Annotated in this window: 18 protein-coding genes and 1 pseudogene; 11 read left to right on the top strand and 8 right to left on the bottom strand. The window is 63.2% G+C overall.

Features of this window, described 5'->3' with window-relative positions; translation table 11 throughout:
- Positions 1-26 precede the first annotated feature (26 nt).
- On the top strand, positions 27-953 hold the full coding sequence (locus tag AC5DC2_RS01985) for a carbohydrate kinase family protein (RefSeq protein ID WP_491697314.1): 927 nt from the start codon (positions 27-29) through the stop codon (positions 951-953).
- A gap of 33 nt (positions 954-986) precedes the next feature.
- Here AC5DC2_RS01985 and AC5DC2_RS01990 read toward each other — a convergent pair whose 3' ends face one another.
- Both AC5DC2_RS01990 and AC5DC2_RS01995 read right to left on the bottom strand, forming a co-directional pair.
- Positions 987-1,202, bottom strand: a complete 216-nt coding sequence (locus tag AC5DC2_RS01990; RefSeq protein WP_024707696.1) for a helix-turn-helix domain-containing protein — start codon at positions 1,200-1,202, stop codon at positions 987-989.
- Positions 1,203-1,205: 3 nt separating this feature from the next.
- Entirely contained in the window at positions 1,206-1,757 is a 552-nt protein-coding gene (locus AC5DC2_RS01995; RefSeq protein WP_491697315.1) for a DUF2975 domain-containing protein, read from the bottom strand.
- Positions 1,758-1,830: 73 nt separating this feature from the next.
- On the opposite strand from AC5DC2_RS01995, the gene AC5DC2_RS02000 reads away from it, so the two are divergent.
- On the top strand, positions 1,831-2,433 hold the full coding sequence (locus AC5DC2_RS02000) for a hypothetical protein (RefSeq protein WP_491697316.1): 603 nt from the start codon (positions 1,831-1,833) through the stop codon (positions 2,431-2,433).
- Between the two features lie 113 nt (positions 2,434-2,546).
- Positions 2,547-3,119, top strand: coding sequence for a hypothetical protein (locus AC5DC2_RS02005; RefSeq protein WP_491697317.1), 573 nt, complete (start codon positions 2,547-2,549; stop codon positions 3,117-3,119).
- Positions 3,120-3,259: 140 nt separating this feature from the next.
- On the opposite strand, the gene AC5DC2_RS02010 is transcribed toward AC5DC2_RS02005, so the two are convergent.
- On the bottom strand, positions 3,260-4,414 hold the full coding sequence (locus AC5DC2_RS02010) for a GNAT family N-acetyltransferase (RefSeq protein WP_491697318.1): 1,155 nt from the start codon (positions 4,412-4,414) through the stop codon (positions 3,260-3,262).
- Positions 4,415-4,673: 259 nt separating this feature from the next.
- Here AC5DC2_RS02010 and AC5DC2_RS02015 point away from each other — a divergent pair, with 259 nt between their 5' ends.
- Positions 4,674-5,069, top strand: a complete 396-nt coding sequence (locus AC5DC2_RS02015; protein WP_024707701.1) for a DUF2794 domain-containing protein — start codon at positions 4,674-4,676, stop codon at positions 5,067-5,069.
- Positions 5,070-5,075: 6 nt separating this feature from the next.
- Here AC5DC2_RS02015 and AC5DC2_RS02020 read toward each other — a convergent pair whose 3' ends face one another.
- Both AC5DC2_RS02020 and AC5DC2_RS02025 read right to left on the bottom strand, forming a co-directional pair.
- Complete coding sequence (locus AC5DC2_RS02020) at positions 5,076-5,609, bottom strand: GNAT family N-acetyltransferase (protein WP_491697319.1); 534 nt, start codon at positions 5,607-5,609, stop codon at positions 5,076-5,078.
- A gap of 79 nt (positions 5,610-5,688) precedes the next feature.
- Positions 5,689-6,465: a Bax inhibitor-1/YccA family protein gene (locus AC5DC2_RS02025; RefSeq protein ID WP_024707703.1), complete on the bottom strand. Its 777-nt coding sequence runs from the start codon at positions 6,463-6,465 to the stop codon at positions 5,689-5,691.
- A gap of 280 nt (positions 6,466-6,745) precedes the next feature.
- Between AC5DC2_RS02025 and AC5DC2_RS02030 the strand changes: the two genes are divergently transcribed.
- Positions 6,746-6,949: a YqaE/Pmp3 family membrane protein gene (locus AC5DC2_RS02030; protein WP_106312048.1), complete on the top strand. Its 204-nt coding sequence runs from the start codon at positions 6,746-6,748 to the stop codon at positions 6,947-6,949.
- Between the two features lie 69 nt (positions 6,950-7,018).
- On the opposite strand, the gene AC5DC2_RS02035 is transcribed toward AC5DC2_RS02030, so the two are convergent.
- Positions 7,019-9,568, bottom strand: a complete 2,550-nt coding sequence (locus AC5DC2_RS02035) for an ABC transporter permease (RefSeq protein ID WP_491697322.1) — start codon at positions 9,566-9,568, stop codon at positions 7,019-7,021.
- Positions 9,568-10,263: an ABC transporter ATP-binding protein gene (locus AC5DC2_RS02040; protein WP_036236005.1), complete on the bottom strand. Its 696-nt coding sequence runs from the start codon at positions 10,261-10,263 to the stop codon at positions 9,568-9,570. The genes AC5DC2_RS02035 and AC5DC2_RS02040 overlap by 1 nt, the downstream gene beginning before the upstream one ends.
- 110 nt (positions 10,264-10,373) lie before the next feature.
- Between AC5DC2_RS02040 and AC5DC2_RS02045 the strand changes: the two genes are divergently transcribed.
- The gene (locus tag AC5DC2_RS02045) at positions 10,374-11,021 is read left to right on the top strand and encodes an arylesterase (protein ID WP_491697323.1); all 648 of its coding nucleotides are present in this window, start codon (positions 10,374-10,376) and stop codon (positions 11,019-11,021) included.
- A 65-nt stretch (positions 11,022-11,086) separates the two neighbouring features.
- Entirely contained in the window at positions 11,087-11,680 is a 594-nt protein-coding gene (gene thpR, locus AC5DC2_RS02050; protein WP_200335275.1) for an RNA 2',3'-cyclic phosphodiesterase, read from the top strand.
- On the opposite strand, the gene AC5DC2_RS02055 is transcribed toward thpR, so the two are convergent.
- On the bottom strand, positions 11,632-12,102 hold the full coding sequence (locus AC5DC2_RS02055) for a low molecular weight protein-tyrosine-phosphatase (protein ID WP_036236007.1): 471 nt from the start codon (positions 12,100-12,102) through the stop codon (positions 11,632-11,634). The genes thpR and AC5DC2_RS02055 overlap by 49 nt on opposite strands.
- Positions 12,103-12,158: 56 nt before the next feature.
- Here AC5DC2_RS02055 and AC5DC2_RS02060 point away from each other — a divergent pair, with 56 nt between their 5' ends.
- From AC5DC2_RS02060 to AC5DC2_RS02075, 4 genes and pseudogenes are all read left to right on the top strand, one after another.
- On the top strand, positions 12,159-12,464 hold the full coding sequence (locus AC5DC2_RS02060) for a 4a-hydroxytetrahydrobiopterin dehydratase (protein ID WP_024706714.1): 306 nt from the start codon (positions 12,159-12,161) through the stop codon (positions 12,462-12,464).
- Positions 12,465-12,509: 45 nt separating this feature from the next.
- Positions 12,510-12,887 (top strand): YkvA family protein, encoded by a 378-nt coding sequence (locus tag AC5DC2_RS02065; protein ID WP_024706715.1) that lies wholly within the window; start codon positions 12,510-12,512, stop codon positions 12,885-12,887.
- A 211-nt stretch (positions 12,888-13,098) separates the two neighbouring features.
- Entirely contained in the window at positions 13,099-13,602 is a 504-nt protein-coding gene (locus AC5DC2_RS02070; RefSeq protein ID WP_491697320.1) for an invasion associated locus B family protein, read from the top strand.
- A gap of 276 nt (positions 13,603-13,878) precedes the next feature.
- A pseudogene (locus tag AC5DC2_RS02075) lies at positions 13,879-14,341 on the top strand (dual-specificity RNA methyltransferase RlmN); the annotation flags it as partial.

The following is a 14,341-nucleotide window of genomic DNA, read 5'->3' on the forward strand; positions in this document are numbered from 1 at the left end:
GCCTTACAGAAATTGGGAGAAGATGAATGATTCTATGCTGCGGGGAAGCCCTGATCGACATGCTGCCGCGCGAGACGGACAGGGGCGAGCCTGCCTTTGCCCCCTACGCGGGCGGCGCGGTCTGCAACACGGCGGTCGCGCTTGCGCGGCTCGGACGCAAGACGGGCTTCTTCTCCGGCATTTCGTCCGACCTGATGGGCGACATCATCCGCGAAAAGCTGGATGCGTCGAAGGTCGATCATTCCTATGTCGCCGTTTCCGACCGTCCCACGACGCTTGCCTTCGTCAAGCTGGTCAACGGCTCGGCAAGTTACGCTTTCTACGACGAGAACACGGCGGGGCGGATGATCACCGGGGACGATCTGCCTGAGATCGGCGATGATTGTGCGGCGATGCATTTTGGCGCGATCAGCCTCATCCCCGAGCCCTGCGGCTCCACCTATGAGGCTCTGTTGATGCGCGAGGCGGACAGGCGCGTGATCTCGCTCGACCCCAATATTCGCCCGACCTTCATCACCGATGCCGACAGCCACCGGGCGCGGATCGAGCGGATGGCGGCGAAGTCGGATATCGTCAAGTTCTCCGACGAGGATCTCGACTGGTTCGGCCTTGAGGGCTCGCTTGACGACAAGGCGCGTCACTGGATTGCGGCCGGGGCGAGCCTTGTCGTGATCACCTGCGGCGCGGACGGCGCGATCGGTTACACCGGAGAGCACAAGGTCGAGGTACCGAGCGAAAAGGTCGCGGTGGTCGACACCGTCGGCGCTGGCGACACGTTCGATGCCGGTATTCTGGCCTCGCTTGATATCGCCGGTCTCCTGACCAAGGAGCAGATCCGCACGCTTGCGCCCGAGGCGATCGCCGAGGCGCTGGCGCTCGGCGCCAGGGCCGCCGCCGTCACCGTCTCCCGCGCCGGCGCAAATCCGCCCTATGCGCATGAAATCGGGCTCTGACGTCTCGTTTCCCGCTTTGTTGGCGAAAGGCGATCAGCCGGTGTCCTCCGGCTGATATTCGAGGATGTCGCCCGGCTGGCAGTCGAGCGCCTCGCAGATTTTCTCCAGCGTCTCAAACCGCACGCCCTTGACCTTGCCCGAGCGCAGCAGCGAAATGTTCTGCTCGGTAATGCCGACATGTTCGGCGAGGACCTTCGCCCGCATCTTGCGGCGGGCGAGCATGACATCGAGATTGACAATGATCGGCATGGGTCAGACGAAACGCTGATAGTCTTCGTTGATCGCGGTGGCGAGCACCATCACGTGACCCATCACGAACAGCAGCCCTGCGAGCAGGAACAGCATCAGTTGATCGCTGCCGAGCCCGATCGCCAGCGCCCGGCTGCCGGGCGGGTTGGCGATCGTCGCCAGAAGCGTTGCCACGGGATGCAGGACAAGGCCGGCAACGGCCCCGGCCAGCGCGATCAGGCCCGCACGGCGCAGAAGCGCCGCGACCTCATGGGAAAATGGACTGTCATGCTGGAGCCTGTCGAACAGCGACCAGACGGTCTGCAACCCGTAGAAAAGCAGCCCTGCGAAGAGCGCGAAAAGGGTGAGAAGCGCCAGCCCCGTTGCCGGCGTCAGCGTCACGGCGACGGCAATGTCGAGCGCATCGGCAAGCCAGGTCGAGACCCGGTCCGGCCGGACAAAGGCCGTCCAGGCCGCATAGGCGAGGCCCGCTGCAAGACCGGCCTGAATGATCCGTGTCAGGAGCTTCATCTGGCCGCATAATCTGGAAAGCGCGATCGCATTATTCGAATTCATAGGAATGCCTCTTGTGTTACGAGATAAAATTATCGTAAAACAACAAGAAATTGATGTCAACCGAGGGAAAATTATGATCCGATCCTTTCTTGTTCGCGCCTGTTGCTTCATCGGCCTGCTGGTGCCGGCGGCCTGTTCGACAATTGGCGGCGTCGCGCCGGCCGCGCTCGAGGCCGTTTCGCCGCTTGACGCCGATCCGGCCACGCTGGTGATCGAAGTGACCAAGCCGGCGGCGCTGCCGGTCGACGACAATGATCTGGCGCTTGCCCTGCGCTGGGACGTACCGGGCCAGGAACGTCTGGAGGAAGAGGCGGGACTGAGAGTCTCGCGCCGGACGCCGGCCGCGGCGGACCGCTTGGCCGGCGGCGCGCGGGATACGGTCGATCTCGTGCTCGCGCCGGAGGATGCGGCGCGCATGGCCGCGCTTCTTGCCCAAATCCGGCGTGACAAGCAGGAGGGCGTCGACGGCAAGGGCGCGCTCTCGGTGTCCTTTACGGCGCATTGTGTCGAGGGCGGCGCGGATCTTTCCGGCATGACCGTCGATGTCGCGCTCACCCTCGAACCCGATCAGCCGCCCATCGACCTGATGAGGGACGCGAAAATCGGCAGGCTGCTGGAAAGCCGTGGACGCGAACGGTTGCCCGATTGCCGGGAAGGGCCGGCTCGCGGCCTGTAGCGAGAGCTCCTCCGGGGAATGACGGGCATGGAACGGGCCGCTCGTCTCTTTACTCGGCTTTAAGCTATCGCCGATAGTATGAATGATTATTAACCATATTTGTGACGCCCAGTATGCCCGATTTCAAAAAACTCATGGTTGCTTCCGGTCTTGTTCTTCTTTCCGCCTGCTCCTTGAATTTCCTGCCGGGCGCCAAACCGACGATCCCGTCGCCGATCGCGGCCAATCCGGCATCCCTCAGGATTGCGGTGCTGGCGCCCGAAGAACTGCGGCTGCCGAAGAATGAGATCGTTCTGACCGTTTACCAGAAATCCGGTTCCGGCGAGATCAGCCGGGACTACACGCTTGTGGCGGCGGATGCCGGGCAGGAGGCTGCGGCGGTGGCAGAATTCCGCAAACCCGGCCAGAAGCTGACCGTGCTGCGTCTGTCGCCGACCGACGCATTGGCGCTCAGGGACCAGCAGCAGGAGATGGCCGCAGCCCGCGAGGCCGGCGGGGCCAGGCCGGGCTTCTCGGTCGATCTCGACGCGGCCTGCTGGAACGGGCCGATGATCGCGCCGGCCGTGCCGCTCGACGTCCTGATCGAAGCCGGAACGGAGGAGGGTTTCCACCCTCTGCTTCAGGATATCGACATTTTCGCGCTGATGAACCGGCCAGAGGAATCGCGGCTGAAATCCTGCTCTTGAAGCATCAACCGCAGGTCTGCGCCATAGAGCATTTCGCAGTCAGATGGAAACATCTGACGTCCACGAAAATGCGTTGAAACAAATAGATAGATCGTTTCCGCGTTTCCAGGAAATGCGGAAACGATCTAGAGACTGGCGTTTTATACGCCAGCGTCCTCGTATGTCGCGGCAACGCTGTCGAGGGCGCGCTCCATGCCCGGGCGCAGCGCCACGAGCAGGCTGGCATAGCCGTCTTCTCCGGGCCAGAATCGTTCGGCGAGAAAGGGGCCGGCGCCGGGCGCGACCCGGGTGACGGCGATATTGGCATCACCGAGATTGAACTCGGTCAACCGCATCATCAACTGTTCGCCCAGCGCCAGCGCCTCCATGTCCGGCCGCACCAGCATTTTCCAGACCCATGCCGCGCCCATATGCACCGGCTGTATGGCCGCCGCAATCAACTGGTCTTCGAGATAGAGCGCATGGATTCTGAGCCGGTCGTTCTCCGACAGAAGCCTGGCCACCGGGACGAAGGCTGAAAAGCGGCTGGCATTTTCGGGCGTGTCGCACAGAAGCGAAAGGTCTTGCAGCGCGGCGGAGACTTCACGCGGGTTGCGGGCGACGTGATAGGCGATCCGCCCCTTCCTCCGCAGCGCTTCCCATTTGCCGAGATTATCCTGCCAGGCCTCGCGCTCCGCCCGAGAGAGAGCGCCTGTGGGATCCATCCTGCCGGAAAGGGCGCGGCCGCGGAAGGCGCCTGCAACGCGGAAGGCGAGGCCGCGGGCGGCGGCCACGGCGCGTGCCGAGCGCATGAAGGCGCCATCGGCCAGAAGCGCCGGAAAGGCGATGATGCCCGGAAGATTGGCAAGCGAACCGGCCAGCGCCTCGAACAGCTGGTCAATGGTGGCCATCGGCCGGTGACGTGCGATCAGCGGCGCGTGATACCCGCCTTGCGCCGTTGACGCGACCATATGCGAGCCGCGGTCCGTAACTGAAAAGCCCATGAGCGCCGCAAGCGCGCCGGCCTCGCCGGCCGTGTCTTCGACGAGCGCAAGGCGCTGATGAGCATGGCTTTGCCCGAGCGCCGTCATCACGAAAGCGGCCGACTGGAAGGGATTTGCCTCGATGGCCTGGTTGGCGAGGCGATCGATTGCCGGCTCGAGGTCATCCGGGGCCTCGGAAAAAATGGAGAACTCGCCGCCGCTTCTCAATTCCAGACGGAGGTCGGCAACGGCCTTGCCGGGCCGCACGACCGAGAGTTTCGATTTCAGCCGTGCAGGAGGCCTCGGTCCGAGATCCTTGCGGATGATGCTCATCGGCGCGTCGCCTTTCGTCCGCCGTGGCGGCGCGCGGAGGCCGGACGCCGTTCAAACGCGCCGGAGGCGAGCGGACTTTTGAGGACTGGACACATGGATACGCACTACTGATCGAGAACCCTTGCCGAATTGATAAGCCGTCTGGGTTAACAAATTATTGGTCGGCACTTTCGAAGACGGGTATCGGGCGGCTCTTGCAATTCTGTCCGAAGCGGGCAGACTGTCGTGTGAATGTCATCAAGATGCGAGGCGGAAAAGCATGGCGCAGAAGCCGGACACGCAACGCAACGACGGAGCTGGCGACAGCAATGTCGTCGATCTTTCCCAGTTCAGGCCAGGCGGAAAGGCCGAGCCGCTGCCCGTGACCTTTCACCGGCGCGAACTCGATGCGATCCTCTGGGTCTACGGACGGATGGTCGGTGAGGGGGAGTGGCGCGACTACGCCCTCGACCATATGAAGGACAAGGCGGTCTTCTCCGTGTTTAAGAGATCCGGCGAATTGCCGCTGTTTCGGATCGAGAAGAACCCGAAGCTGGCGGCGAAACAGGGCGCCTTCAGCGTCACCAATACCCATGGCATGGTGCTGAAACGCGGCCACGACCTGCGCCAGGTGCTGAAGGTCTTCGACCGCAAGCTGAAGCTCGTCGAGAAATAGGCCGGGTCAGAGCGAAAGCGGCAGCGGTTCGGACCGGTCGCCCTCTCCGAGCGGACGCTGCATGAACACCGTATCCAGCCAGCGGCCATGTTTGAAGCCGGTGCCCTTCAGCTGCCCGGCATCGGCAAAGCCGCAGGCTTTGTGAAGCGCGATCGAGGCCGGGCTCGCGCCGCCGATGACGGCAACCATCTGGCGGAAACCCCGTGTCTCGCAATCTTCCACCAACCGCTCGAGCAGCAGCCTGCCGATGCCGCGTCCGCGTGCCTGAGGCGCGAGATAGACCGAATTTTCGACGAGCCACCGGTAGGCCGGACGGGTGCGGAAGGCGCTGGCATAGGCATAGCCGAGGAGCGCTTCATTCTCCACGGCAGCAAGATAGGGAAATCCGCCGGCCGTGACCGCTTCCATGCGCTTGCGCATTTCAGCGCGGCTCGGCGGTTCGAGCTCATAGCTCGCGACGCCGTTCAAAACGCTCTCGGCGTAGATCTCGGTGATGGTGTTGATGTCTTCCGGCGTTGCGGGGCGGATCGTGATGGACATGAGGGCTGCGGCTCCTGCTGGCTCAGGACATGAAAAAGGCGGCCCGCAGGCCGCCTTGAACGCATAGGATTTTTCTCGATCAGTTCCGGTTGCCGAGCAGGCGCAGCAGGAACAGGAACATGTTGATGAAGTCGAGATAGAGCGTCAGCGCGCCCATGACGGCCTTGCGGCCGGCGACCTCATGACCGTCGCCTTCATAGTACATTTCCTTGAGCTTCTGCGTGTCCCAGGCGGTCAGGCCTGCAAAGACCAGAACGCCGATCACCGAAACGGCGAAGGAAAGCGCGCTCGACTGCAGGAAGATGTTGACCACCATGGCGATCAGGATGCCGAACAGGCCGATCACCATGAAGGAACCCATGGCCGACAGGTCACGCTTGGTGGTGTAGCCGTAAAGCGACAGGGCGCCGAACGAGGCCGCGGTGATGAAGAAGGTCTGCACGATGCTGGCCGTCGTGTACATGATGAAGATCGACGACAGCGACAGGCCGGTGAGCGCGGCATAGACCCAGAACGAGGTCTGCGCGGCGCTGACGCTCATCTTGTTGACCCTGAAGGCCAGGAAGAAGAACGCGATCAGCGGCGCGAACATGACCAGCCATTTCAGCGGCGAGCCGTAGACGGCGGCGCCGACGCTCGTCAGCAGGATGCCGTTGGGCAGCTGCGCAACGGATGCAGCCTGGTCCGTGGTGGTGGCGAGCGAGCTCAGGCCGAAAGCCATCACGCCGGTGATCACCAGGCCAAGCGCCATGAGATTGTAGATGCGCAGCATATAGGCGCGCAGGCCCTGATCGATTTCAGCACTCGCGTGCGCTCCCGCCTGCGCGCGGTTCTGATAGTTACGAAGATCAGCCATCAATTTCCTCTTAAAAAGCCCCTCGTTGATCACGGTGTCGGGAAAATGCGGCAAAAATGCACTATCCCAGGCGCCGCTGGGGGGCTCCAGCAAGCCTGCCAACAATATGATAGGAACGGCAATGGGATACAAGGCATTCAGGAATGAAAAGCGACGGCGCTTTCTCAAATTTTCGTAAGAAACGCCCTGCCTGGCCTCAAAAACGCATCGCGCGCGCCCCATCTAGAAGGAAATCGTCCGGCCTTGTCATGCGGGACCATCTGAAAGAGAGGCTTTCTCCATGCGTTATTTCATCGCCGTCATTCTGCCCTGGCTTTCCTTTTTCACCATCGGCAAGCCGATTTCCGGCATCATCTGCCTGATCCTGCAGCTCACGCTGATCGGCTGGCCGGTGGCGGCGCTCTGGGCGCTGTTTGCGGTGCAGAACTATTTCGCCGACCGCCGCAACGAGGAACTGATGGAAACGCTGCGTCGCGACCGATAGTCGCGCAGTCTATCGCAGAGGCATTCAGCCAGCCGGCAGGGGCGACCCGTCGGCCGGTTGTGCGTTGGGTCAAAGCTCGCGCAGATAGAGCGCAGGCTTTTGTCCGAGAAGGTGCCATGTACCGAAAAGCCCGATGGCGACGGTGACGAGGATCGCGCCGCAGACGGTCGCGAGCGCGACAGAGGGGAGCAGGGCAAACGGCAGCATCATGATCTGGGTCAGTGCGTACCAGGCTGCCGCCGATCCCGCGACAAGGGCAAAGAGGCCGGTCATCGCGCCGAGGATGAGATATTCATAGACGAAGGCGCGGATCAGCGCCGGGCGTGTGGCGCCGAGTGTTTTCATGATGACCGCATCATGGCCGCGCCGGCGGTTTCCGGCTGCAAGCGCGCCCGAAAGCACCAGCACCGAAGCAATGAGCGCAATCGCTGCCGCCGCCCTGATGGCTGTGGCAAGCTGGCCGACGAGCGCGCCGGCGATCTCGAGCGCTGCCCGGACCTCGATCGTGGTGACCGTCGGGAAGGTCCGGGTCACGGCACCGAGAATTTCGGCGTTTGTCTCCGTGCTGCCGTCCGGATTGGTCAGCGTCGCCAGCCAGGCATGCGGAGCGCCGGCAAAGGTGTTGGGGGAAAACACCATGACGAAATTGATCGACAGCGATTCCCACTCGACCGCGCGGAAGTTCGCGATCCGCGCCGTGATCTCGCGCCCGAGCACGCTGACGGTGACGGTGTCGCCGAGCTTCAGACCGAGTTCGCCGCCTTCCTCCGCGGCAAAGGAGACGAGCGGTTCGCCGCTATAGTCCTCCGGCCACCATTCGCCCTCGGCAAGCGTCGAGTTTTCCGGAAGATCGGCGTCATAGGTGATGCCGCGGTCGCCGCGCAGCACCCAGCGCGCGTTTGGCGGGGCCTCCCATTCGGAAGCGCGGATACCGTTCAGCGCCAAGATTCGTCCGCGCAGCATCGGGACGAGCGAGAGTTCGCCCTGCGGGGCTTCCTCCGCGAGGAGGTCGCCGAACCCTTCGACCTCATTGCCCTGGATGTCGATAAAAAAGAAGTCCGGCGCCCTTTCGGGAAGCGTGCGGGAAAGCTCGCGGTTCAGGTTGCCGTCGATCAGCGCCAACGCCACCAGCAGCGTGAGCCCGAGGCCGAGGGACAGCACGACCGAGCCTGTGAGCGCGCCGGGCCGGTGGATATTGCCGATGGCAAGTCGCAAGGACGGAGCGCGCGTGTGCGGCGCGCGGCGCGCCAGCCATTTGATGGCGGCGGCTACCAGCCGGAGCACAAGAAAAGCGCCGGCAACCGAGGCGAGGAAGACGCTCGCGACGAAACGCTCGTCTGCCGTGAAGATGGCGAGCGCCGCCAGCGCGGCAAGCGTGGCGGTCGCCGCCGCCACGAAGGGCCATGCCGGGCGTCCGCCCTCGTCGAAGCCGTGTTCGCGCAGAAGCGCCGTGGCCGGCACGTTGCGGGCGGCGGCGAGCGGCAGGATGGCAAAGGCGATCGCGGTCAGAAGGCCGAAAAGGGCAGCGATCAGAAGCGCCAGCGGGAAGACCGCCGCGGGAATGGCGATCTCGAGCAGCGAGGAGAGGAGCGGCAGTGCAATCAGCGGAATGATCGCGCCGAAGACAAGGCCCGCGAGGATACCGATCAGCGCCACCAGCATGATCTGAAGGAAGTAGATGGCGACCACCATACTGGCCGGCGCGCCGAGGCATTTGAAGGCGGCGATCGCGCGCCTGCGGCTTTCCAGATAGGCGCTGACGGCATTGGCTATGCCGACGCCGCCGGTGATCAGCGTCGCAAGGCCGACCAGCGTGAGGAACTCGGAAAGCCGGTCGACATTTTCGCTCAGCGCCGGTGCGGCGCGGTCGCTCACGCGCACCGACCAGCCGGCATCGGGGAGAGCTTCCTCGGCCGCGGTCTTGACCGCGTTCGGATCGGGCGCGGAGGCCGGAAGGCGGACGCGGTAGGCATATTCGGCAAGGCTGCCGAGCTGGACGAGGCCGGATGCCTCAAGTGCATCGCGGGAAATCAGGATGCGGGGGGCAAAGGCAAAGCCTTCGGAGAGCGAATCCGGCTCCTGTTCGAGCGTGCCGGAGACCCGGAGCTCGGCATTGCCGAGGAGCAGCGTGTCGCCGGCGGCAAGGCCGAGCCGCTCGGCGAGAAGTGGCGCGACGAGCACGCCGAAGCGGCCGTCATCATTCCTGGACAGCGCCGCATCAAGCGGCATGGCGGGGTCGGAGATCACCGTGCCATAGAGCGGATAGAGGCCGTCGACCGCCTTCACTTCGGCGAGCGACTGGTCCGAGCCGTCGGGCAGCCTGGTCATCGAGCGCATGGTCACCGATTGCGACATCGTGCCGAGGCCCTCGACATAGGCAAGTTCGTCGCCCGCCAAAGCCTCGTTGTCGCGCTCGAAGCGGATATCGGCGGCAAGGATCTCGCGGCCGCGTTCGGCAATGCCGGCATTGACGGCATCGGAGACGGAGTTGACCGCAGCGATCGCGGCGACGCCGAGCGCGATGCAGGAGAGGAAAATATAGAAGCCCGAAAGCCCGCCGCGCATTTCGCGCAGCGCGAATTTCAGGGCAAGCGAAAGGTCGATCCGGTTTGCCTGCATCACTCGGCGGCCCCGGCGCGCTCATGGCCGATGATCTCGCCGGAGCGGACCTGAACCTGCCGGTCGCAGCGCGCGGCCAGCGCCGGGTCGTGGGTGACGAGCACCAGCGTGGTGCCGCTGTCGCGCTGGCGGTCGAACAGAAGGTCGGCGATCTGGCTTCCGGTGTCGCCGTCGAGATTGCCGGTCGGTTCGTCGGCGATCAGTACGGAGGGCTCGGGGGCGAGCGCGCGGGCGATCGCCACGCGCTGCTGCTCGCCGCCGGAAAGCTGGCCGGGGTAATGCGTCAGCCGGTGGCCGAGACCGACGCTCTCAAGCGCTGCGCGCGCGCGCTCGAAGGCATCGGCGCGGCCGGCGAGCTCCAGCGGAATGGCGGTGTTTTCGAGTGCCGTCATATTGGAGATGAGATGGAAGGACTGGAAGACGATACCGATATTTTCGCCGCGAAAGGCCGCCAGCGCATCTTCCGAAAGCCCGGAAAGCGCGGTGCCGTCAATGGTGATTTCGCCGCTGTCGAGCCGCTCCAGACCCGCGATCACCATCAGAAGCGTCGACTTGCCGGATCCGGAGGGGCCTAGAATGCCGACGGATTCGCCCCGGCCGATTTCAACGGACATGCCCTTGAGTACATGGACGGCGGCGGACCCCTTGCCAAGGGTGAGGTGGGCATTGTCGAGCGTGATGAGATTTTCAGACAAAAGACGGTCCTGCTTTGAAATTGCGGGCGAGGCGAACACATATAGGCAATACGGCCCGCCTGGCCGGATGGACCGGCGAACGGGTATGAAAAGGATTTAGGAGCCTGATGATGCGATTGAAAGCGACGGTGCCGATTGTTTTTGCGTTTCTCGCGGCGCTTGCCGCGGCCACGCCATCAAAAGCGCGTGAACCGGTCGACCTCGTGGTGTTGGGCGACAGCCTGGTCGCCGGCTACGAGCTCGGCCCCGCTGAAGATTATCCGGCACAGCTAGAAGCGGCGTTGACCGAGGCCGGCTATCAGGTCGCCATCGCCAATGCCGGCGTTTCCGGCGATACCACGAGCGGCGGCCTGGCGCGGGTCGACTGGTCGGTGCCCGACGGCACGGATGGCGTCATCCTCGAGCTCGGTGCCAATGACGCGCTGCGCGGCGTCGCGCCGCAAACGGTGAAGGAGAACCTCGCGGCCATCATCGAGCGCCTCCAGGCGCGGCAGATTCCGGTGATGCTGATGGGCATGATGGCGCCGCCGAACATGGGCGCGGACTACGCGGAAATCTTCAATCCGATCTACGATGCGCTTGCCGAAGAATATGGCGTTCCCCTTTATCCGTTCTTTCTCGACGGCGTCGCCGCCAATGCGGCGCTGCAGCTTTCCGACGGCATGCATCCCAATGCCGACGGCGTCGCGGTGATGGTCGAAAACACGCTTCCTGCCGTAAGGGCCTTCATCGACACTATCGGGGGACAAACAAATTAACGCTTGCGTCAACATGGCTTAGATGATTCGCTGGAGGGGTGACTAGCAGATTCGGGGAGCTCGCCATGCCGAGAATTTTCACCGCCCTCGAAATCCCGCGCGAGCAGGCGTTAAGTCTGTCGCTGTTGCGCGGCGGCCTGCCCGGGGCCCGCTGGATTGATGTGGAGAATTACCACATCACCCTGCGGTTCATCGGCGATGTCGACTTTCGCACCGCCGACGAGGTCGTGCACTGGCTCGACCGGATCGAGCGGCCCTCCTTTCAATTGAGCCTCACCGGAACCGGCGCCTTCGGCAACAAGAAGCCGCACGCGATCTGGGCCGGCGTTTCGCCGGCGCCGGAGCTTTTCGCGTTGCAGGGCGAGATCGACCGGATCTGTCAGCGGTTGGGACTGAAGGCCGATCCGCGCAAGTTCACGCCGCACGTGACGCTGGCGCGGCTGCGTGGCTCCAAGGTGCAGGACGTGGTGGAGTATCTTTCCGCCCGCGGCAATTTCCAGACCTTGCCCTTCACCGTGCCGCGCTTTGTGTTGATGTCGTCGCGGGATTCGGTCGGCGGCGGCCCCTATCAGGTGGAAGAGGCCTTCGATCTCTACGATCCGAGCGAGGCCTACAGTTTCGACATGAGCGACTGGCAGCCTGCCAAGAGCATGTGGTAGACGATCTCGAATCCGTCGTCGCCGCCGTAATAGGGATCGGGTACATCCCGGCGCTCGCCGAGCGTATATTCCGAAAACAGCGCGACTTCCGCTGCTGAGGTCTCGCCGGCAAGCCGTTTCAGCGCGGCCATGTTGCCGCTGTCCATGCCGAGAATGATCGAAAACCGGCCGAAGTCCTCAGGCCTGATCTGACGCGCTCGCTGCCCGGAGATATCAAAACCGTAGCGTCTGGCTGTTGCGCGCGAGCGCGGATCGGGCAATTCGCCTTCGTGCCAGTTGCCGATGCCGGCGGAATCGGCCGTGAATTCGTCACCGCGCCCTGCCTGTCCCGCAAGATGGGTGAAGACGCCCTCGGCGAGCGGAGAGCGGCAGATATTGCCGCTGCAGACGAAGAGGATAGAGCGTTTTTCGGGTTGTGCCATCATGTTTACGCAATTGTCTGAAGGATCGAAGTTCTGAAACTGTGGGAGACAATGCCATGAAAGATGCGCGGCTGGAACCGGAAGCGCTGAAGGCGGCCATGCAATCGCGCGAAAACTGGGCGGTCAGCGAGGATGATACCGCGATTTCCCGCGATTTCCGCTTTGCCGATTTCCGCGAGGCCTTTGCCTTCATGAGCGAATGCGCGCTTGCCGCCGAACGGCTCGACCACCATCCCGAATGGAGCAACGTCTACAACCGGGTGGGGGTTTCGCTCACCACCCATTCATCCGGCGGGATCAGCGCCCGCGACATCGAGATGGCCGGCATCATGGACAGGGCCGCAAGCCGTTTCGGCGTTTGAACGCGGGCCCGGCCGTCCTATATTCCCCCATCGAAGGAGCCTTTCATGAGCGATATCAAATATGGTGACATCCTCGAGCCCGGCGACGAGGAAACCAGGGCCGAGAACGAACGCACGGTACGCGCGGGATTCTGGACGAAGCTGCGCAGAACGGCGGCACGTATTCCCTTTGCCCGCGATGCCGTGGCCGCCTATTACTGCGCGACCGACCGCGACACGCCGCTTGGCACCCGGGTGGTGCTCTATTCGGCGCTCGCCTATTTCATCATGCCGGCCGATCTCATCCCCGATATCTTCCTGTTCGTCGGCTTTACCGACGATCTCGCCGTGCTCACCACGGCGTTGACGATGATCCGCAGAAATATGAGAATGGAGCATTATGAGCGGGCGGACCGGGCGCTGACGACGCTGGACGCCGCATAAGAGAATTGGTTGATGCCGCAATCTTGCCCTGATTGGCGGCATGTGTTGTCGCACCATCATCCGGGCCTCCGGCCCAGTGCGGAAATCCACCTCATGTTGAGGTTTTGGTAACCTCGAATGCGTATTGAATTGAACGAATTCGAAACGTATCGGCCTGGCCGCTTCTGAAAGGGCAGGGGCCGGCGGCAGCAGAGAAAATCGGCAGGATCATATGTTTGCAAAAAGAATCGTCCTCGTACTGGTCATTCTGTTCACCGGCGCCTCGATCGCTTCCGCGCAGACGCCGACTCCCATCCAGAAATTCGACGCCTGGGTCGCCTATTCCTATAACTCCGATGCCGGCAAGGTCTGCTATGTCCTTTCGGTTCCGGCCAAGAAGGAGCCGGCCAATGTCGACCACGGCGACAATTTCTTCGTCGTTACCAAATATCCGGGTCAGAACGTCACGCTCGAGCCTCAGGCCATGATGGGCTACAGTCTGCGCGAAGGCTCGACCATCGACGTCATCGTCGACGGCAAGAGCTTCCCGATGTACCACAAGGGCCAGGGCGGCTGGCTGGAGAACGCGGCGCAGGAGCCGGCGCTGGTGGCGGCCATGAAGGCCGGCCGGACGATGGAGGTGAAGGCCACCTCCGCGCGCGGCACCAACACCACGCATACCTATTCGCTGATCGGCATTACCGCGGCGCTCGACAAGATCAGCGCCTGCAAATAGAGACAGCGCTTCCCAAACAAACCCGGCCCAGGCCGGGTTTTTCGTGTCCGGCCTTGCCGTCTGCGCGGGTGAGCCATGCGGCACAGGGGATGACGGCCGGAAGCAGACATGCTATAGGCTCGCCGCAATTGCTCAGGCGCGCCTTTGTTGTGCGGCGCCTGATGAAGCTTGAAAGCAAACTTCTTTACTCTTTTGCGGGTCGCGCACCGTCGGGATGAAAGCCCCGGCGCAGAAGCGTGGATTACCCGCGATCGGCGTTTTTACGGGAGCCCGAGAATGTCCGCTGTCGAAACCATCGATATCGAAGCCCAGCGTGCCAAACCGCGGCCGAAATCGGCTGCCGGGAACACGCTGATCGGTCTTTCCAAGCCGGAACTGGCCGAAGCGCTGTCTTCGATCGGCGTGCCCGACAAGCAGATCCGCATGCGCGTCAACCAGATTTGGAACTGGCTTTACGTGCGCGGCGTCTCCGATTTTTCAGAGATGACCAATATGGCGAAGGACCTGCGGGCAAAGATGGCGGAGACCTTCGACATCGCACGGCCGGAGATCGTCACGGAACAGATATCGACCGACGGCACCCGCAAATGGCTGATGCGCTTTCCCGCGCACGGCGCCGGACGCCCGGTCGAAATCGAGACGGTCTATATCCCGGAGGAAGATCGCGGCACGCTGTGCATCTCGAGCCAGGTCGGCTGCACGCTCACCTGTTCCTTCTGTCACACCGGCACGCAGCGTC

This window comes from Martelella sp., from assembly GCF_984369615.1.